The organism is Nocardia arthritidis (assembly GCF_011801145.1).
Lineage (GTDB): Bacteria > Actinomycetota > Actinomycetes > Mycobacteriales > Mycobacteriaceae > Nocardia > Nocardia arthritidis_A.
In genome coordinates this window covers 9,496,343-9,514,769 of the sequence record NZ_CP046172.1, presented here as the reverse complement: position 1 = coordinate 9,514,769, position 18,427 = coordinate 9,496,343, and the positions used below count along the sequence as shown (strand labels likewise).

At 64.8% G+C, this 18,427-nt stretch carries 19 protein-coding genes; 9 read left to right on the top strand and 10 right to left on the bottom strand.

Going from position 1 to position 18,427, the window contains the following annotated elements:
• The first annotated feature begins 1 nt into the window (after position 1).
• The 8 genes from F5544_RS43295 to F5544_RS43260 all read left to right on the top strand — a co-directional run bounded on the left by F5544_RS43295 (position 2) and on the right by F5544_RS43260 (position 5,950).
• Positions 2-1,645, top strand: a complete 1,644-nt coding sequence (locus F5544_RS43295; RefSeq protein WP_167478497.1) for a phage tail protein — start codon at positions 2-4, stop codon at positions 1,643-1,645.
• Positions 1,646-1,647: 2 nt separating this feature from the next.
• Positions 1,648-2,070: a phage gene 29 protein family protein gene (locus F5544_RS43290; protein ID WP_167478496.1), complete on the top strand. Its 423-nt coding sequence runs from the start codon at positions 1,648-1,650 to the stop codon at positions 2,068-2,070.
• On the top strand, positions 2,067-3,095 hold the full coding sequence (locus F5544_RS43285) for a hypothetical protein (RefSeq protein WP_167478495.1): 1,029 nt from the start codon (positions 2,067-2,069) through the stop codon (positions 3,093-3,095). The genes F5544_RS43290 and F5544_RS43285 overlap by 4 nt, the downstream gene beginning before the upstream one ends.
• Entirely contained in the window at positions 3,095-3,691 is a 597-nt protein-coding gene (locus F5544_RS43280) for a hypothetical protein (RefSeq protein WP_167478494.1), read from the top strand. The genes F5544_RS43285 and F5544_RS43280 overlap by 1 nt, the downstream gene beginning before the upstream one ends.
• Before the next feature lie 173 nt (positions 3,692-3,864).
• The gene (locus F5544_RS43275; protein WP_167478493.1) at positions 3,865-4,038 is read left to right on the top strand and encodes a hypothetical protein; all 174 of its coding nucleotides are present in this window, start codon (positions 3,865-3,867) and stop codon (positions 4,036-4,038) included.
• The gene (locus tag F5544_RS43270) at positions 4,028-4,360 is read left to right on the top strand and encodes a DUF7264 domain-containing protein (RefSeq protein WP_167478492.1); all 333 of its coding nucleotides are present in this window, start codon (positions 4,028-4,030) and stop codon (positions 4,358-4,360) included. The genes F5544_RS43275 and F5544_RS43270 overlap by 11 nt, the downstream gene beginning before the upstream one ends.
• Positions 4,357-5,244 carry a phage upper tail fiber protein gene (locus F5544_RS43265; protein WP_167478491.1) on the top strand — a complete coding sequence of 296 codons (888 nt, stop codon included), beginning with the start codon at positions 4,357-4,359 and terminating at the stop codon, positions 5,242-5,244. The genes F5544_RS43270 and F5544_RS43265 overlap by 4 nt, the downstream gene beginning before the upstream one ends.
• A 1-nt stretch (position 5,245) precedes the next feature.
• Entirely contained in the window at positions 5,246-5,950 is a 705-nt protein-coding gene (locus F5544_RS43260) for a DUF7257 domain-containing protein (RefSeq protein WP_167478490.1), read from the top strand.
• A gap of 71 nt (positions 5,951-6,021) precedes the next feature.
• Here F5544_RS43260 and F5544_RS43255 read toward each other — a convergent pair whose 3' ends face one another.
• Positions 6,022-6,717 (bottom strand): hypothetical protein, encoded by a 696-nt coding sequence (locus F5544_RS43255; protein ID WP_167478489.1) that lies wholly within the window; start codon positions 6,715-6,717, stop codon positions 6,022-6,024.
• Between the two features lie 469 nt (positions 6,718-7,186).
• On the opposite strand from F5544_RS43255, the gene F5544_RS43250 reads away from it, so the two are divergent.
• Complete coding sequence (locus tag F5544_RS43250) at positions 7,187-10,234, top strand: (Fe-S)-binding protein (RefSeq protein ID WP_167478488.1); 3,048 nt, start codon at positions 7,187-7,189, stop codon at positions 10,232-10,234.
• A gap of 64 nt (positions 10,235-10,298) precedes the next feature.
• On the opposite strand, the gene F5544_RS43245 is transcribed toward F5544_RS43250, so the two are convergent.
• The 9 genes from F5544_RS43245 to F5544_RS43205 all read right to left on the bottom strand — a co-directional run bounded on the left by F5544_RS43245 (position 10,299) and on the right by F5544_RS43205 (position 18,350).
• Positions 10,299-10,658, bottom strand: coding sequence for a hypothetical protein (locus tag F5544_RS43245; RefSeq protein ID WP_167478487.1), 360 nt, complete (start codon positions 10,656-10,658; stop codon positions 10,299-10,301).
• A complete protein-coding gene (locus F5544_RS43240; RefSeq protein ID WP_167478486.1) occupies positions 10,655-11,122 on the bottom strand; it encodes a hypothetical protein in 468 nt (155 codons plus the stop codon). The genes F5544_RS43245 and F5544_RS43240 overlap by 4 nt, the downstream gene beginning before the upstream one ends.
• A 39-nt stretch (positions 11,123-11,161) precedes the next feature.
• Positions 11,162-12,301, bottom strand: coding sequence for an acyl-CoA dehydrogenase family protein (locus F5544_RS43235; RefSeq protein ID WP_167478485.1), 1,140 nt, complete (start codon positions 12,299-12,301; stop codon positions 11,162-11,164).
• A complete protein-coding gene (locus F5544_RS43230; protein ID WP_167478484.1) occupies positions 12,301-13,530 on the bottom strand; it encodes an acyl-CoA dehydrogenase family protein in 1,230 nt (409 codons plus the stop codon). Before F5544_RS43230 ends, F5544_RS43235 begins: the two co-directional genes overlap by 1 nt.
• Positions 13,531-13,711: 181 nt before the next feature.
• Positions 13,712-14,101, bottom strand: coding sequence for a hypothetical protein (locus F5544_RS43225; RefSeq protein WP_203217472.1), 390 nt, complete (start codon positions 14,099-14,101; stop codon positions 13,712-13,714).
• Complete coding sequence (locus F5544_RS43220; RefSeq protein ID WP_238846962.1) at positions 14,098-14,520, bottom strand: MarR family winged helix-turn-helix transcriptional regulator; 423 nt, start codon at positions 14,518-14,520, stop codon at positions 14,098-14,100. The genes F5544_RS43225 and F5544_RS43220 overlap by 4 nt, the downstream gene beginning before the upstream one ends.
• A gap of 75 nt (positions 14,521-14,595) precedes the next feature.
• Positions 14,596-15,450, bottom strand: coding sequence for an NRDE family protein (locus F5544_RS43215; protein WP_167478483.1), 855 nt, complete (start codon positions 15,448-15,450; stop codon positions 14,596-14,598).
• Positions 15,451-15,548: 98 nt separating this feature from the next.
• On the bottom strand, positions 15,549-16,805 hold the full coding sequence (locus tag F5544_RS43210; protein ID WP_238846961.1) for a S1 family peptidase: 1,257 nt from the start codon (positions 16,803-16,805) through the stop codon (positions 15,549-15,551).
• Positions 16,806-16,991: 186 nt separating this feature from the next.
• On the bottom strand, positions 16,992-18,350 hold the full coding sequence (locus tag F5544_RS43205) for a S1 family peptidase (protein WP_167478481.1): 1,359 nt from the start codon (positions 18,348-18,350) through the stop codon (positions 16,992-16,994).
• Positions 18,351-18,427 lie beyond the last annotated feature (77 nt).

Below are 18,427 nucleotides of genomic sequence, written 5' to 3'. Positions count from 1 at the left end.
GATGACTACTGTGAAGACTATTGATTTCGACGCCGAGTACGCCGCGATCGTCGCCCGGCTGGAGGCGAATCGTATCAAACGCCTTCGGCCGCCGCTGATTCGGTTGTGGGATGGCAACTGGGTGTTGCGGGGGCAGGTGGCACACACCTACTCCGGCTCGTTTCAGGAGATCGACTCGGAGACCGGTACCGGCAAGATCGAGATGCCCGAGGATTACTACCTGTCAAAATGGGTTATCGATCACGACAGCCGGTCGACCAAGAACATCCACGTCACCGTCGACAAGGATGGGGTGCGCTGGTCGGGGCGGATGGATTCCTACGAGATCGATAAATCGGCCAACGGGCACACCGTCGTTCGGGTGCTGTTCAAGCACGATTATGAAGAGCTCAAGCATATCATTTGTTGGAGCAATCCTTTCCTTCTCGCGGAAATCCAGTTCCCTCGGTTGTGGATCATGTTCGGTCCGGCCAAGTGGGCACTGAAGCTGACCCTACTGCTCAACATCATGCGGCTCGAGTCGTCACTGTGGATGTTGCCGGATGATCCGCTCGATCCCAAACAATGGTTCAATTTCGACCAGTCGACCTGGTCGATGGTGGTCAAGCCGCTGAAGATTCAGGACGACAATTCGCCGTTTGCCGTGGTGCATTCGCGGTTCAAAGACTTCCATACGGTCGCCAAGCGCATCCTTGCCGACGGTCAGCTGACGCCGACATTCCGGCGTTATCTGGACGGTGACGATCCGCCGTGGCCGGGTGCCAAGCTGAAACACGGCTGCTTGGTTATAGATATCGAGGACAAGTCGGGCTGGATCACCGGAACTTCTTTCGGCGGAGACCTTTTCACTGGGCTGGTCCGAGCAGCGACGAATATCGCCGGCGACGGCATGACCGAGGGCACCAGAATTATCGACGACCCGGCCTTCCCGGACGAGTATTACCAGCCGGGCTGGAAGGGCACACTGCCATCCGCGCCCGGCATCGTATACCGCGAAACCAAACACAACGGCATCGTCTCCTCGGGATTCATCGCCCGCCCTGCCACCGACGTCCAGGTGGTGACGGGTGGACACAGCATGCCGGGCGTGAACGAATTGATCAGCGCGGCGATTCAGATGGCGGGCGACATGATCGCCATGATGATCGGCGTCCCGCCGGTCGGCGGTGCTGCGGATGCATTGCTGAAGCCTCTCTACAACGACACGGTTCTGGCTTGGATGGCGTGGAAATCGCCTGCCCGCGCACAACAACTCGGTTGGTCCCACTACAAGGAGGGTCTCGCCAGCGCGGGCGACAAGGCATACACGCTGTCGGCGCTCATCTCACTGCGGGCCAAGCTCTGGGCCACCCGCGAACAGTTCTCGCATCGAGTGCAGATCGCCGATGGTGCTCCCTGGCTCGTCGGACAACGTGGCAAGGGGCATTTCTACGTCGGTGATCGAATCGGCACGACAGTAAAAGGCGCGCCGAAAGGGAAGATCTACGTCGAACGGGTATCAGAGGCGACGCTGTCTTGGAGTCGCGAGAAATCGCCGTCTTGGATGATCACCGTCGGCCATCGTGAAGAGCGCGATCCGGTGGTGAAAGCACTGGAAATGATCCAAGAGCTATTCGGAATCGCCCATGATCTAGGAGTGATGTAGTCATGCGGCTGCCTACTCAGCGGCAATGCGATATGAACGACCCGGAAGAACACCTGCTGTGGGGGCTGGCGCAGATCGCCATGTCGCCCACACAGCCGATGCTGTTGCAGGAGTCGATCGCGCGGACAATATCGAAACACTTGTACGAGTGCGGGTTTCGGCATCACCCAGAACTCCAGGAGAAGAAGCTACAGGCTCCGCACCGTGGTCAGCAGCATATGCTCAATGGTTCTGCCCGGTGGGTGCCAATCGAGGATCCGGAACCGGATCCTGTCGAGTTGCCGGATGTTTCGGCGATGACCGTGCACGAACAGGAATTCATTATCAATCAGCTCAAAGAGCTGGGACGTATTCCTGAAGCGCCGGTGCCCCAAAGTGTCGCGGAGATAACGAATTTGCGTGCCGTAAGGGGGGAACGAAAATGACCACGCCGGGACAGCACGCACCGGACGGCGCCTTCGTCGTCGGCAGCCGGTTCGGGCAGAACATCACCGAACAGTCCGCGAAGGCGATCATGAAGGGCGGGGTGGTTTCGTCATTCGCAAACGCCCAGAGTGTTGCTCACGGCACCTACAACAATGTGATCAACGACCATTCGCGCAGCATCAACGAGTTGAAAGCTGCGTTCGATCAATTGATTCTGCAGGGCAAGGCGATCGTTTTCCCGAGCAACGCCACGTACGTTCCGAGTCCAGGGATCGTATCGATCGACGTGATCCTGATCGGAGCGGGCGGCGGCGGGAGCTCCGGAAGCAAGGACATCGTTTTGGGCTACCGGTCGGGTGGCGGTGGTGGCGGTGGTGGTGAAGTGCACACCACGGTTCCTGCGTCGCTGCTACCGAAGGACGACGCCGGGAAGTTTCGACCCATCAGTATCGTGATCGGCGCGGGTGGTAGGGGCGCCGTCGGCGATCGTGATGTTGGTCAGGGGGGTGGCGACACGACGCTTGGCCCCGTAGGCAGCGTCCCTTGGCTCGTTGCCGGGGGAGGCAATGGCGGAAGTTGGGGGAATCCGCCTCCGGGCGATTCCGGAACTGGTGGAGCCGGGATGATCCCAGGCGGCAAGGGTGGTACTGGCGCCTGGTCGACGGGCGGCGGTGGCCACACCCCCGCTACTCCGGGCGAAAACTCCGTGTCCGCATACGCCCTATACGGAGGTGGCGGCGGTGGTGGTGCTGGTGGTGCCGTCGGCGGCGGCACTCCGGGAGGAATCGGCGGGATCTCGCCCGGCGGTCAGCCGGGGAATCCGGGATATCCGGGCACCTCTCCGTCGCCGGTGGTTGCGACTGGCGGTGGCGGTGGTGGGGGCGGTATTACCGATAGCGCTCCAGGCGGGCCGGGTGCGTACCCGGCTGGCGGGGGCGGCGGTTCCTCATGCGGCGCTAGCGGTGCTTCGTCGGGCGGTAATGGAGGCAACGGAATCGCCTATGTCATCGAGCGGACCAGCTGATGCGTGCGCGGCTGCTGGTATTCGACTCGAACGCTACATGGTTCAAGCCGCCGCAGTTGCTTTGGATTGCTGTTGTGGTGCGTGCCGCAGGCGGTGGCGGGGAATCGAAGATCGGCGGTGGCGGTGGCGCCGCGGTCGATAGGGCGCGGTTCACCCCTCTGCATCTTCCCGATTCGGTTCCGATTGTGGTCGGGGCGGGCGGCGGTCTCGGTAGCGACGGCGGCGATTCTGCATTCGGGAGTCTGATTGTCGCTGCTGGTGGCAGGGGCGGATCCAACGGAGGATTCGGTGGGTTTTCCTATATGCGCGGCGGGGACGGCGGAACGGCGGGCAAACCCGGTATGAGCGCATCCTCCGGAATCGTCCGGCTGCTTGCAGGTGGTGGCGGAGGCGCGGGCGCGGGATCTACCGGCGGTGCTTCCGGTCTGGTTCCGGGCGGCGTATCGAAACCCGTTCTCTGGGAATGGAATCAGTCCGGGGGCGGTGGAAATGCCGGTCAGGCAGGCGGATTTCCCGCCGGTGGCGGCGGTGTCGGTGCAGCTGGCGCGAATGGTCTGGTCACGGTCATCGAATACTTACAAGAGGAGAAAACATGACTAGCACTGTTACCAACAGAGCTTTCCCACACCTTGACGACGTAGGCGGTTACCCTGGCGCGGCCCGTTGCTATCGACTCGATCCTCCGCAGCAGTTCAATGGTGTACCGCACGAGTATGTGACGGTTTGGATCCAGCCGCGTTATGCCCATCAGGCAGCCGAGGTGGCAGTTGTGGCCGCGACGGAATCCGGATCCGCCGCAACGAATTCGATGCTGCGCGGACCGGGATCCTTTGTCCTGCACGACGAACCGGACACCTCCGAATACGTGGAGGGTGCGTACCGAATGGCGCTCGGACTACTGGGCGGCTATGCGATCGAGGAGGAGGCACACGGTGACCGATGAGATCGGCCGTACCGCACCGGTCCGGGCGCTGAACCTGATATCCGGCGACGACTTCAAATGGGGATATCGTTGGGAGAACGGTGTTTTCCCAACGAATGTGGAACTCTATCTCGAATTTCGGAACGGACCCAACGGTGGCTGGGGTGACAAGTGGCAGTTCGCCATAACCGGTGACACGGCCTCGATTCGAGTGCAATCGGAGGTGGCGGACGCTGTTCCGAACCGGCTCGGTTACCGTCTGATATACCGGGACAAGAACGTGACGCCGACCGATGAGACGGTACTGTGCTACGGGGCCGTGAAGCGAGGGCAGCCGCGATGAGTCTCATCGGAAATCCGCCCGCTGTGCCGATTCTCGGTCCGATCGAGTTGCCGTCGGGCGGCATGCTGATCCCCGTCTTCGGTCCGAAGGGAGACCGCGGCCCACAGGGTGAGCGCGGGCCCGCAGGTGATGCGGTTACCGGTGTCCGCCGGGTCGGCGCGATGTTGACCTTCACTCGGGACTCTGGTGACTTACCGAGTGTTCCACTGCCTGAGGTGGATTCGCTCGCGTCCTGGCGTGACCAGGCACAGACCTCTGCGACGAATGCTGCCGCGTCTGCTTCCGATGCGAAGCGCTGGGCTGATGCGGCTGCCGGGGCAGGCTTGCCGGACGGCAGCGTAACCGCCGCCAAGCTTGCGGCTCCGGTTCGTAATTCACTCGGCAAGGCGGAGACGGCCAGCCAGCCGGGCCACGGCCATTCGATCGCCGATATCTCCGGGCTGACAACGGCTTTGGACGGCAAGGAGCCTGCAGGGGCCGTCAGTACGTTGCGTGGCGGAGTGATCGGCGCGCTCGATACCTTGAGCAAGATCGCGGCCGCGATCGGCAACAAGCCCACGTTCGCCGATGAGACCAATGCCGCGATCAACGGTAGATATGTGAGACCTGCATCAGGTATACCGAGCGCGGATCTTGCCGATGGCGCGGTGACCGGCGGCAAGTTGGCCGACGGTGCCGTTACCAATTCCAAACTCGCCGACGGATCTGTGTCGGGTGGCAAACTCGCCGATGGTGGTGTGCCGCTGGCGAAGTTGGCGGTGGGCCGATTGTCCGGGAGTGACAAAACGGGGCCGCGAACCCTGGTTCTTTGGGTGGGCACCGAGGCGGAGTACAACGCGATCCCTACCAAGGACGCCAACACCATCTACATGAGGACGGCGTGAGATGCCTGGGATCAACCTGGGTTCGATCGGCGGGGTGGAGGTCAAGTCGGTGAGTGTGGGATCTGTTGCGGTGAAGAAGATTTCACTTGGTGACAGTGCCATCTGGTCAGGTGGCGTTCGGTTCTCCGATAATTTCAATCGAGCTGATGGCGCACTGGGTGCGAACTGGGTGGCTATCGGATCTCACGCTCCGGTGATCGCTGGCAACAAAGCCGACAGTCCGTACGCGGGCGGTGCCAATTCCAGCGTCTCCTATGTGGCGAGATGGTCGGCGCCGAGTGAATCGGATGACCAAGACGTCGCAGTCACTTTGGCAGCTCCGGCAGGTGATCAATCCGGCTCGTTGTACGCAGGAGTGGTACTTCGAGCCGGAGCTGGTGACGGACCGATGGTCACCGTCGTCGCGACGGAGACTGGGATCAGAATTGTCACATTGAACAGCCTCACCGCGTCGACGGTGCGTGCAGAGACCAACGGGCTCACTATCGCACCGGGAACAAAACTGCGAGTGACCGCTGTGGGGAACACTTATCAGGCATACCTTGCCGGTACACAACGTATCTCGTGGACCGACACGGCCAATGTGGTTTCCAAGGGTGTCAACTATCGTTTCGTCGGGATATGGATCTCCGCCGCGACGGATGCCTTGGGTTCGAGTAGTTCCAGTTGGGCGATGGACAACTGGAGTGGCGGCGACCTTATGTGATGCCTGTGCAAAGAAGCGGCCGCTGGCAGCAATGCCAGAGGCCGCTTCTTGTATTGGTTTCTAGGCCGAGATCAGTTCTGGCCCGCCGGCTTGTCCGCCCACTGGGTGGTGCCGTCCGGCGCCTGCAGGGTGTTCAGCAGCTCAATACCCGCGGCGACCAGGGTCGGGCCACCCGCGGCGATGGTGCCGAGGATACCGCCGACGCCGGCGCCGGTGAGCAGACCGGGGATGCAGCCAGCGATGAAGGTCACCACACAGCCGATGATCGCACCAACGGCGGTACCGACGAAGCCGCCGACGGCGGTGGCGATGCCGAACTTGCTGGCGAATTCGTTCTGCGCACGCTGGTTTTCAACCGGCGACGCGATCTCCTTGACCTGCAGTGGCTGGTTGACGATCTGCAGGTTGGCCGGCTTCTCCGGGGTGATCTCCAAGACGGCGCCGTCGTTCTTCGCGACCGCTTTCACTGGCACGTCGGTACCCGTGATCTTGTAATCGAGCGGGAAGGAGACCAGCGTCGCGCCCTTCGCGTCCTTGACGTTCGCGATCTGGGTCTTGGGGCTCTCGGGAGTGGCTCCGTCCTGCTCGGTCAGCGAAAAGGTTCCCCCCTTGAGCGTCGCGACGACCGTCTTGTCCACCAGCTTGACGGAGTAGTTGACGCCGGGATCGGCGGCTGGAGCAGCGGGTTCAGCGTACGCGGACCCCAAGCCGATGGTCATCGCGCCGATGGCCAGCACGGCAGCCGCGGTGGTGCTGCGGAGTTTCATTCAGTTTCCAATCCATCATCAGGTTGTCCGCGGGAGCCGTACCGCCACGCGAGAACTCATGCAACCCAGGGCGATTCGGCCCCGGACCTCCCCGAGCAGTGGTGGGTACGACACAGCAAACAGAAAACGAGGTGAGCGTAATCGAATGGAGACCTCGATGCGAGATCTGTAACAGATTCAATGCAATTCGGCTGACTAAGGCGATCCTTAGCGAGGGTGTCGGGGTGCGCGCCGTTTACGGTGGTGAACAGCTGTGGCGCGCATGGATTGGCGCGATTTGCGTGATATTGATCACAACGTGCAAAAGGGTCAAGCCCCAGGAAGAGGGGGCTGCGACGAACCGCCGATCGTACGATGGAGTGGGGTAGTTACTGGCGGGTAACTTACCGCCAGTTAGGATACGAGCCAATCGGGCGGCGCCGAGGCCGCCCCGCAACGACTCGTGTTGCCTCTAAAGAAAGGTCGCGACATGAATGCCCTGACAGTGACGCTGGGCACGATTGGGGCGCTGCTGAGCCTGGTGGCTTGGGCCGCGTTCATCAGCGGCGTGTGGAGAATCGTCAGCGCCATCAGAGTCGGACAGCCCGCGCCCGATCGCTGGCGGCCGTTCTTTCCGCGCTTCAAACAGATGCTGATCGAGTTCATCGCGCATACCCGCATGAACAAGTTCCGCACCGTCGGCTGGGCGCACTGGCTGGTGATGATCGGCTTCCTGGCCGGCATGCAATTCTGGTTCGAGGCATACGGGCAGACCTTCAAGCCGACCTTCGCATGGCCGTTCATCGGCGATACCTGGTGGTTCCACCTCGGCGACGAAATCCTCGGCATCGCAACGGTCGTCGGCATCGTGGCGCTCATCGCCATCCGCCAGCTGAACCATCCCCGCGTGCCCGAGCGGCTGTCCCGCTTCACCGGATCCAAGTTCGCGCCCGCCTACGTCATCGAGACCATCGTGCTGCTCGAGGGCATCGGCATGATCGGGGTGAAGGCCGGTGTGCTCGCGCTGAAGGACGAATACCACTGGACCGACTTCGTCAGCGGGCCGATCTCCGAGCTGCTGCCCGCGAACGAGTCGATGGTGTCGGTGTTCGCGTTCATCAAGCTGGTCTCCGGCATGGCGTTCCTCTACTTCGTCGGCCGCAACGTCACCTGGGGTGTGGCATGGCACCGGCTCTCGGCCTTCTTCAACATCTACTTCAAGCGTGAGGACGACGGCGACGTCGCGCTCGGCGCCGCGAAGCCGATGATGTCCAAGGGCAAGCCGGTCGATATGGAGACCGCCGACCCCGATAACGACACCTTCGGCGCAGGTCGCATCGAGGACTTCTCCTGGAAGGGCTGGCTGGACTTCACCACCTGCACCGAATGCGGTCGCTGCCAGTCGCAGTGCCCGGCCTGGAACACCGGAAAGCCGTTGTCGCCCAAGCTGTTGATCATGTCGCTGCGCGACCACGGCTATGCGAAGGCGCCCTACCTGCTGGCCGGTGGCCGCAAGGATATGGGCGGCGACGAAATCGGCCTGGTCGACGCCGACGGCAAGCCGAACGAGGCCGCGCTGGCCAAGATTTCCGACGCCGCGAAGGCGGAAGCGGAACGGCCGCTGGTCGGCGGCGTGGAGGCCAACGGCATCATCGATCCCGAGGTGCTGTGGAGCTGCACCACCTGTGGTGCGTGCGTCGAGCAGTGCCCGGTGGATATCGAGCACGTCGACCACATCATCGATATGCGCCGGTACCAGGTGCTGATCGAATCGGAGTTCCCGTCCGAGCTCGCGGGTCTGTTCAAGAACCTGGAGAACAAGGGCAACCCGTGGGGCCAGAACGCCAAGGACCGGCTCAACTGGATCAACGAACTCGACTTCCAGATCCCGGTTTTCGGGCAGGACGCGGACAGCTTCGACGGATACGAGTACCTGTTCTGGGTCGGTTGCGCGGGCGCGTACGAGGACCGGGCGAAGAAGACCACCAAGGCCGTCGCCGAGCTGTTGGCAACCGCCGGTGTGAAATTCATGGTGCTCGGTGCGGAGGAGACCTGCACCGGCGATTCGGCGCGGCGCGCGGGCAACGAATTCCTGTTCCAGCAGTTGGCGCAGCAGAACATCGAGCTGTTGAATTCGGTGTTCGAGGGTGTGGAGCAGAACCGCAAGAAGATCGTGGTCACCTGTGCGCACTGCTTCAACGCGCTGAACAACGAATATCCACAGGTGGGCGGAACGTATGAGGTTGTGCACCACACCCAGCTGCTGAATCGCCTTGTGCGGCAGAAGCAGTTGGTTCCGGTGGCCTCGGTATCGCAGAACGTCACCTACCACGACCCGTGCTACCTCGGGCGGCACAACAAGGTCTACAACGCGCCGCGCGAACTGATGGCCGCGTCCGGTTCCACGCTGGTGGAGATGCCCCGGCACGGTGAGCGGTCCATGTGCTGTGGCGCCGGTGGTGCGCGCATGTGGATGGAGGAGCAGCTCGGCAAGCGCATCAATATCGACCGGGTGGATGAGGCGCTGTCCACATCGCCCGCCAAGATCGCGACCGGCTGCCCGTTCTGCCGCGTCATGCTCACCGACGGCGTCACCGCGCGGCAGGAGAAGGGGCAGGGCGAGGGCGTCGAGGTCGTCGACGTCGCCCAGCTCATGCTCGATGCCATCGAGCGGGTGGAACCGGCCAAGCTCACCGAAAACCTCACCGTGGTGCAGGAGCCGAAAAAGGCCGCGCCCGAACCGGTTTCGGAGCCCGAGCCGGAACCCGTCGCCGAGACGCCCGCGGCGCCCAAGGCCGCGCCGACCGGTGGTGGTCTGGGCATGAAGGGTGCCGCGAAGGCGCCGGGGGGTGGCCTGGGGATGAAGGGCGCGGCCAAAGCGCCCGGTGGTGGTCTCGGGATGAAGGGCGCCGCGAAAGCTCCTGGTGCGAAGCCGGCCGAGGCTCCGACCGAGGAGGCTCCGGTCAAGGGTTTGGCAATGAAGGGTCCGGCGAAGGCTCCCGGTGGGCTCGGGCTCAAGGGTGGGGCCAAGGCTCCGGGCACGAAGGAGCCCGCCGCCGAATCCGCCCCGGCCGCAACCCCTTCCGAGGCCCCCGCGGTGAAGGGGCTTGGGATGAAGGGCGGTGCGAAGGCGCCCGGCGGTGGGCTGGCCATGAAGGGTGCCGCGAAGGCTCCGGGTGCGAAGGCCCCGGCCGCCGAGCCGACCTCCGCGCCATCGGCGGCCGAGCCGCCGTCCTCCGCCACGGAATCCGCTGCCGCCGAACCGGCTTCGACCGAAAGTAAGCCGACGGTAGCGCCGAAGGGGTTGGCCATGAAGTCCGGCTTCAAGCGCCCCGGGCCGAAGGCTCCCGGCGCATCGGCCACCCCGGCCGCCCCGGAAGCGCCTGCGGCCCCGGAAACACCTGCGCCCCCGGCGGATTCGGCGACCGAACCCGATCAACCCAGTAACGGCAACGGCACCGAAGTCACCCCACCGACCGCCAAACCAGGCGGCCTCGGCTTCAAGTCCGGCGCCAAGGCCCCCGGCCGCAAGAACTGAACCGAATCGATAATCGAGCCCGGGCCCGTCCAACGGACCCGGGCTCGATTGCTTGTCGGCAGTGCTACTCGGTCTCCTTGGGGTGCCCTGGAAGGCAGCGTTCCAGGAGCACGCGACCGGCGGTCTTATCGCCTTTCTGCGCGTGTTCGACGAAGTACCAGAGCCGACCTCCGTCAGTGAACTTGTATTGGTAACGCTCGTAGGTCTGACCTTGGTACGTGCCGTACCTGAGTTCCCCTCTCAGGGGGTAGAGCCGCGCCGATGTGGTCACCGGAGCTCGTGTCAGAGCCTCCCAGGCCTCGACCATCGCATTGCGTGCCGCCGCGAGACAGTCGGTCCAGCCTTTCTGCGCTTCGTTCGTAATGAAGACGATCTCGTACTCGGTCCGTTTGAGCGGGCGTGCTACCTCCCGGCGCTTGGTCACTCATCGCCTTTCGGATCCGGTACCGGCACCGCGTTTTCCAGGTAGTGCAGATCGGAACCATCGACCCGAATCCTGCTGTCGGCGTACGCGGTCGCGGTATCGCGCCACGCGGCCAGGGTTGCTGTCAGCACATCGAGGCGACCGATGGCGAAACCGGCTCTGGCGTTATGCAGGAAATCCGCGACGAACTCGGGGCGCTGTGTTTCCGGGAGAAGTTCGATCCAGGGAAAGGCGAAGGTCAGCTTGCTGACCAACTTGGTGAGCATGTCATCGTCGAGTGCCAGTGATAGCAGAAGTGTGAGCGCGCCCAGCGTCTCCTCTGCGGCCACGGCGGCATCCGCATCGGACAAGCGCACAGGCGGCGCCGACCGGCGAACCAGGGTGACCGAACCGTCCGCCTCCATCGTTTCGATCACCCGGTTCGGGTCCCGCAGGAATTCCGACCATGTCGCTGTAGCGCCCATGTGGCCAGTATGTCAGAACTAGTTCTGAACTCGCCAGCGTTATCTGGTCAGGGCCGCGTAGCGGGTCAGGTGGTGGGGGGTGGGGCCGAATTCGCGTTCTATGGCGGTCAGGCGTTTGAAGTAGTGGCCGATGGCGAGTTCTTCGGTCATGCCCATGGCGCCGTGCAGTTGGACGGCGTTCTGGCCGATGAAGCGGGCGGCGCGGCCGACGGTGACCTTGGCGGCGGCGATGGCGCGGGCGCGGGCGGGTTGGGCGGTGCGCAGCGAGTTCGCGGCCAGGTAGGCGGCGGCGACGGATTGTTCGAGTTCCAGGTACATGTCGACCATGCGGTGTTGCAGTACCTGGAAGCCGGCGATGGGCTGGCCGAACTGGTGCCGCTGCTTGGTGTATTCGACGGTGTCGGCCAACACTTTTCGCATGCAGCCGACGGCCTCGGCGGTGATCGCGGCGATGGCGTCGTCGATGGTCGGCTCGATGACCCGCCAGGCCTCGCCCTCGGCGCCGAGCAGCGCCTCGGCGGGCAGGCGCAGGCCGGTGAAAACCAGGTCGGCCGCGACGCGGTCATCGATGGTGCGATAGGCGTGCACCTCGACACCCGCCGGCGGATTCGCCGCGTCGAATACGGTGTGGAACAACGAGATTCCGGCCGGATCTCGGCGCGCCCCGGAGGTGCGTGCGGCGATGACCAGGTGGGTGGCGATCGGCGCGCCGGTCACCACGATCTTCGTGCCGTCGAGCACCCACTCGGCGCCGTCGCGCCGCGCGGTGGTCGACACATCGTGGAAAATATCGCCGGAACCGGGCTCCAGCGCCGCGAACGCGACCCGGGCCGAGCCCGAAACAATCTGCCGCAGTACGTCATCCGCGCCACCGGACCGGTCGAGCAGCCCCGCGCCGAGCACGACTGTGTCGACGAACGGCTCGACGACCAGCGCGCGTCCGAGTTCCTCGGCGATAACCAGCAGTTCGATCGGCCCGCCGCCCATGCCGCCGACCCGCTCGGGCAGCGTGGCGCCGAGTATGCCGATCTCGTCGGCGAATCCACGCCAGATCGCCGGATCCCAACCCGCCGCGGATTTCACCGCCGCCCGGCTCTTCGTCAATTCGTAACGGGCGCCGAGGAATCCGGCGACCGCGTCGCGGAGCATCCGTTGCTCGTCGGTAAGGGTGAAGTTCATCAGAGCCCCAATGCTGCCTTGGCGAGGATATTTCGCTGAATTTCGTTGCTGCCCGCGTAGATCGAGCCGGCCCGGTCGTTGAAGTAACGCAGCGGCGCGACCGCCTGCCACGGCGCGCCGCTGACGTAATCGTCGGCGGGCGGGGTGTATTCGGCGATCGGCCCGCCGGGCGCGGTGACGTGCGGTTGGTAGACCCGGCCACGCGGACCGGCGGCATCGAGTGCGAGTTCGGTGAGCCGCTGGCTCAACTCGGTGGCGAGTATCTTGAGCATGGACGAGGCGGGGCCGGGATTCTCACCCATGGCCATCGCGGAAATCGTTCGGTACTCCAGAACTTCGAGCACCTCGGTGCGAATCCTGGCGTCCGCCAGCCGCGCGGCGAATGACGGGTCGTCGATCAGCGGGTTTCCGTCGGGCCCGGTCTGTTCCGCCGCCGCGGCGGCCACATCGGCGGCCATCACCTGCAACCAAGGTGCGGCGGCTCCGCCGCGCTCATGCACCAGAAGGTATTTCGCCACGGTCCAGCCGTCGTCGATCCGGCCGAGCACATTGCTTTTCGGCACCCGGACGTTGTCGAAGAAGACCTGGTTCTGCACCTGTTCGCCGGAGGTCATGACGAGCGGGCGGATTTCGATTCCCGGCGTGGTCATATCGATGAGCAGGAAGGTGATGCCCTGCTGCTTCTTGCCGTCGCGCCCGGTGCGTACCAGGCAGAAGATCCAATTCGCTTCCGTCGCATGGGTCGTCCAGATCTTGCTGCCCGTGCAGATCAGGTCGTCGCCGTCCTGGATCGCCGCCATGCTCAGCGCCGCGAGATCGGATCCGGCCTCCGGCTCCGAATACCCTTGGCAGAAAAAGACTTCCCCGGTGAGGATGCGCGGCAGGAAGTATGCCTTCTGCTCAGGTGTGCCGAAGGCGATGATGGCCGGAGCCACCATCCTGATACCCATCGGCGAGAGTGCGGGCGCACCGGCCAGCGCCAGTTCTCTGCCGAAGATGTAGTGCTGGGTCAGACTCCATGCGCAGCCACCGTATTCGACCGGCCATGCCGGCGCTGCCCAGCCGCGCGCGTGCAGAATCCGCTGCCATTCCATGCTGGCCGCGTGATCCGGGTAGACGCTCGTCGCCAGCCGCCCGGCCCGCCGCAGTTCGGGTGTCAGCTCGGCGGCGAGGAAGGCGCGCACCTCGTCCCGGAAGGCCAGATCCGCCGCTGACCAGTCGTATTCCATCTGCCCTCCCGGAGGGTCCGCATCGGTGCATCACCCGGCCGTTGGCCGGTGCGAGACGGCGCGCTCCCGCACCGTCCGGCCGAGCGTAGCAAACTGATGTCACCTGCCCGCAATTGATGGACAACATTCGGGACCGCAATGGGCTGACGACAAATCGACTACCGCCGGCAACCGAAGCGGTTCAAGCGGCGGGAAGTGGCGCCAGGTCGGGCTCGACCCAGCCGCCGCGCGCGGCGGCGCTCGCCAGTGTCGAGGGCAGGTAGAACCGCATGAGCAGGCGTTTGTCGAGCAGGCCGGGATTGCGGTCGATGAACTCGTCGAAATCATCGACCGGCGTCTGCTGCAGATGGTGAGCGACCAGGAGGACCCATGCTCGACTGACCGTCGCGTTGTATTTCCGCGGCACCCCGGCGTACCGGGCCGTGTTCCTGAGGCCGTCGCTGACTAGGGGAATTGCCGCGGGAAGCCCGAACCGCCGCACGGCGAGCCAGGTGAGGTGTACGTGTTCGCGATGACCGAAGCGCTCGGCCGTGGCCGGCACCTCGGCCAGTAGATCGTCGAAGGCGGTCACGATCCGGTCAACGCCTTCAGTACGCGCCGCGCTTCATCGATCGTTCGCACCGAAAGGCCTTCCAGCAAACGGGTTTCCAGTTCGGCCATCGCCTGCCGGACATCCGCCGCGGCGGCGGCTCCCGCCGGGGTGAGCTCGATCAGTACGGCGCGCCGGTCGCCCCGGCGGATCCCCCGGGTGATGAGCCCCTTGCGTTCCAAGCGATCGAGCACCCCGGTGAGTGTCGTCGGGCGGATACCGATACCCGCGCCCAGTTCGGAAACGGTGCGACCGCCATCGGTGAGGTTGGCGAGGGCGTTGGCCTCCGAATCGGTCACGTCCAGATCGACCACCGCCGCGGATAACTCCTGCATGGTGGCATGAGTGGCCCGCTGCAATGCCAGCAACAGCGGCTCATCTACTACGGATCCGGACTTCACGAATCCAGATTATCCGAATCCGTACTAAATTCAAGGCCTGGTTGTGCTTGGCCTGCCATAACCCGGCCTGGCTGATCAGTTCGGCAGATCGAGTCGACCGGAAAAGGATTCGGCACCGATCGCGCGCCCGAACCGCTCGAAGGATCGCTCGGCTATCAGATACGAACCGTCGTTGCGCACCAGTAGGACGGTGCTCGCGCGCGTGCCGTGCAGGTCGTGCGCGACGAAGCGGGCCGAGAGCGCGCGTTCGCGCGGCAGTGGAATCCCGGTGTGCGGCAATAGATCATCGGGCGCTTCGGCGCGGTCGGCGAGCACCTCGAAATAGCGGTCGATATTGCCGGGATCGGATTCGATCACCGCCCGCAGCCCGGCGACTCCCGCCCGTACCTTCGGCCAGATGGGCTGCGGTGCAGTCGATTCCGGGTTGGACAGGGAGCCGACGAAGGCGCCGTTGGACAGTCCGTGGCAGCCGGGTAGCAGCTCGCGGGGCGGCGTCATCGCCCGGTTCGAATACCACCACAGCGTCTCGAGATCCGAGACCACCAGGTTGTAACCGTTGTATTCGTCGGTGGCCCTGGCGATGTCGAGCACGTACTTCTCCGGGCCGGGGAACTCGCCCGCCGGTCTGCCGCGTAGGAAGTCCATCAGCAGTGCGCCGCGCGAACGGGCATCGGGGCGTTCATCATTCGGGTTGCGCACATTGGTGACGGTGGCGAATCTGTTGACCTCGCCGCGCAGGCCGAGCCAGGTGCCCGGCGGCTCACCCGCGGCCCGGCCGACAGCGCCGAGATCGCGCCCGGCGAGCAATCCGGAAACCTCCGGCCACCAGCGCATGGATTCGGTGGGCCGGGTGTAGAACTCGTCCCGGTTGGCCGCCACGATCAAGCGATAGTCCGGATGCGCGCGCCAGCCGATCAACACCAAACACATGCAATCCAGGATGCCGCACCCGTCAGCCGGCTGACAGGAAAGTGACAGCAAAAAGGCCGATCGCACAAGGGCGACCGGCCTTTTCGACGACTGGCGGATCAGCTCCCGTTGACCTTCAGACCAGGGTTGTCCGAGAGGACGACGTTCAGCGGCTGCGCGAACAGCTGCGGCACGTTGCCGGTGAGCGCGCCGATCAGGTTGGGGATCTCGCAGATCGGGTAGTCGGCCACCGATGACGCGCTGGAGATGCCGAGGGCGAGATTACCGGTCACCACCGGGCCGCCGCTGTCGCCGGGCAGGGCGCAGATGTTGGCCGAGAAGCTCTGGGTCTGCTGCCGGTCGCCGATCTGGACGGTCTGGTCGACGGCGTTGATGACGCCGCAGCTGAAGCCGGTGCGCGCGCCCGACTTGCAGACCGGAGCGCCGACCACCGGAACGGCGACGCCGCCGAGCGCGATGGGTGCGGCGTTCGGGACGCGAACCAGGTTGTTGGAGAAGCTGTCCCGGAACTCGTCGTTGATCTTGATGATCGAGTAGTCCTGCTGGCCGAGCACCGACTTCTGGAACTGGCCGACCCGCGGGCCGCTGTTATCGGTCACCAGCGCGACGACCGCGGCCGCATTATCGCCGCCCGCCGACGGAAGATCGGGATTGCAGTGCCCCGCACTGATATTCACCGTGCTGCCGTTGAGGGTGCCGTTGAAGCCGAGCGAGCAGCGCAGCTGCAGGCGGCCCATCAGCGAGGCGTACGAGTCGCCCGCGGCCTTGGGGCCGAGGTTCGACGCGCTGGCGATGGCCGCCGCGATCGGCTCGCCCGCCTGCGGCGGCGCCGGCATCACGATGACCCGGGCCGGGTCGATGAAGCTCGGCATCGGCAGCCCCGACTTGTCGACGCGCACGGCGACGGTGTTGTTCACGGTATCGATGACCGCGCCACGCACCTGCGAGGCGACCTCGGCGGGCTGTCCGCTCAGCCACTGCTCGAACGCGCTCTTCTCACCACGCAGCGTCATCTCGCTCTTGGCGACGTTGCGCACCTCGAATCCGGCCGACTGCGCGGCCTTTCGGGCCTCGTCGCTGCCCGGGCCCTGCGCCAGCGCGACGACCGCCTTGCCCGCGTCGTCGAGCCAGGAGCCGGCGAACACCTGCGGGTACTGCCGCTGCGCCGTGGTGCCGAACGCCGCGACCTGCTGGGCGACATCCGCGCGATGCAGGTATTCCTGCGGTGAGATCTTCAGGTCGCGCGTGATGGCGGTGATGAGTTCCGGCGGCAGTTGGGGGGCCGGATCCGGCTGTGCGTTCGCTACTGCCGCGGTGGGCCCGAACAGCAGGATCGCCGCCGAAGCGGCGATCACTGATTTTCGGATCCTGGTCTGTCGCGCAGCGGATCGGAACTGACCTATACGTGGCAGGAGCATGACCAGACTATATGGGCTTCCGCCCGGTATGCCTACTCATCTCAGGGCGCGGTTTCGGGAGTGCGCGGATTATTCGGACGCCGCGTCCAAGCGAATTGTCCGTATTGCCCGTCACGGCCCGATTCAGCCGACATCACGCCGGGTGCGCACCTCGATGCCGCTGCCGAGCCCGCCGCCGGAGCCTGCGTCGATATCGGCGAGGATCGCGCGGATCGGGATGCCGAGCGTCGCGGTGCCGCCGTACTGCGCCAGCGCCATATTGGCCTCGTTGCAATCCGGCGCCTCGGCCGCGTTGGAGCCACTGGTGATGCCGAGGGCCAGCGTGCCGGACACGATCGCGCCGCCGCTGTCGCCGCCGAGGGTGCAGGCCGAGCTGGCGAAGCCGCGCACGATCTTGCTCACGCCCTCCGCGGTGTACAGCTGCGTCTCCACTCGATCGGCGACGACGAAACCGCAAGTGAAGGTGGAGGATTGGCCCGACTTGCAGACCGGGGCGCCGGTCACCGGGTCGGCGATGCCGGTGATGGACAGCGTGGTGCCGTTCGCGCCGCGCACCGACGGCTGATCCATACCCGCCCGCACCGCGCGGTCGTTCAGCTTGATCACCGAATAGTCCAGTGCGCCTTGCCCGCCCAGCTTGGCGCGGACGAAGGTGCCGAGCTCCGGGCTGGCCGCGACGTCCCTGACGTTCGGCAGGTAGACCGAGGCCTGGTCGTTGGCCTTGTCGATATTCGGATTGCAGTGTCCCGCACTGATATTCAGCGCATTACCGGCCGCGTCGACGCTGTTGAAACCGAATGAGCAGACGTCGACGGTCTTCAGCTCGGCATCCTGCAGCGAGGTCGGTGCGCTGATGTAGGTGTCGCCGCCCATCGGCCGGTGCTCGACCGGACCGCCGCCGTTCGGCGAAAGGATGACCTTGATGTTGGCGATCAGCGTGGGCAGGTTGAGCACGTGCCCGGCCGGGGTGTTGGCGAGGCTCAACACCAATTGGCTGTTGAGGAAATCGATCGCGACGTTGTTGATGGCTTGGGACAGTTCGCGCGGCAGTGTGGACACCCACTGATTCAGTTGCGTCAGCGAGCTTTCCAGGCTGTCCGCGGAGATCGGGGCCATCTTGGTCTGGTAGCCGTCGGCGGTGGCGATGCGGGCGGCGTCCGCCGTGGTGACGGCGACCACCGGTTTACCGTCCGGGGTGAGCCAGGCGCCCGCGAAGGAATCCGGCCGCTCCGAACGGAATCCGCGCGCGTAGTCGCTGAGCTGCTGTGCCTTGGCGGCGCGGTCGAGATACTGCGCCGGGGTCATCTTCAGATCGCGGGCGATGGCCTGCACGAGTTCGGGGGGCAGATTCGATTCGTTCAGCTGGGTGGGTGCGACGGGATCCGCCTGGGCGGGTCCGATACCGAACAAGGGGGCCAGGAAAACGGTCGAGGCGAGCGTGGCTGCTTTGACCGCGGCGCGACGCGCCACCAACTTGCGCATGAAGTCCCTTCGTCGGCACGGTGTGCCCGCTCATCCGTACGCCACGGCCCCCGCCCGAAACCGTTGCACACAGCCAA

Excerpts from the sequence above, each read along its gene's own strand:
- F5544_RS43295 (WP_167478497.1), top strand. The coding sequence starts at position 2 with ATGACTACTGTGAAGACTATTGATTTCGACGCCGAGTACGCCGCGATC.
- F5544_RS43290 (WP_167478496.1), top strand. The coding sequence starts at position 1,648 with ATGCGGCTGCCTACTCAGCGGCAATGCGATATGAACGACCCGGAAGAA.
- F5544_RS43285 (WP_167478495.1), top strand. The coding sequence starts at position 2,067 with ATGACCACGCCGGGACAGCACGCACCGGACGGCGCCTTCGTCGTCGGC.
- F5544_RS43280 (WP_167478494.1), top strand. The coding sequence starts at position 3,095 with ATGCGTGCGCGGCTGCTGGTATTCGACTCGAACGCTACATGGTTCAAG.
- F5544_RS43265 (WP_167478491.1), top strand. The coding sequence starts at position 4,357 with ATGAGTCTCATCGGAAATCCGCCCGCTGTGCCGATTCTCGGTCCGATC.
- F5544_RS43260 (WP_167478490.1), top strand. The coding sequence starts at position 5,246 with ATGCCTGGGATCAACCTGGGTTCGATCGGCGGGGTGGAGGTCAAGTCG.
- F5544_RS43255 (WP_167478489.1), bottom strand. The coding sequence starts at position 6,717 with ATGAAACTCCGCAGCACCACCGCGGCTGCCGTGCTGGCCATCGGCGCG.
- F5544_RS43250 (WP_167478488.1), top strand. The coding sequence starts at position 7,187 with ATGAATGCCCTGACAGTGACGCTGGGCACGATTGGGGCGCTGCTGAGC.
- F5544_RS43240 (WP_167478486.1), bottom strand. The coding sequence starts at position 11,122 with ATGGGCGCTACAGCGACATGGTCGGAATTCCTGCGGGACCCGAACCGG.
- F5544_RS43235 (WP_167478485.1), bottom strand. The coding sequence starts at position 12,301 with ATGAACTTCACCCTTACCGACGAGCAACGGATGCTCCGCGACGCGGTC.
- F5544_RS43230 (WP_167478484.1), bottom strand. The coding sequence starts at position 13,530 with ATGGAATACGACTGGTCAGCGGCGGATCTGGCCTTCCGGGACGAGGTG.
- F5544_RS43215 (WP_167478483.1), bottom strand. The coding sequence starts at position 15,450 with ATGTGTTTGGTGTTGATCGGCTGGCGCGCGCATCCGGACTATCGCTTG.
- F5544_RS43205 (WP_167478481.1), bottom strand. The coding sequence starts at position 18,350 with ATGCGCAAGTTGGTGGCGCGTCGCGCCGCGGTCAAAGCAGCCACGCTC.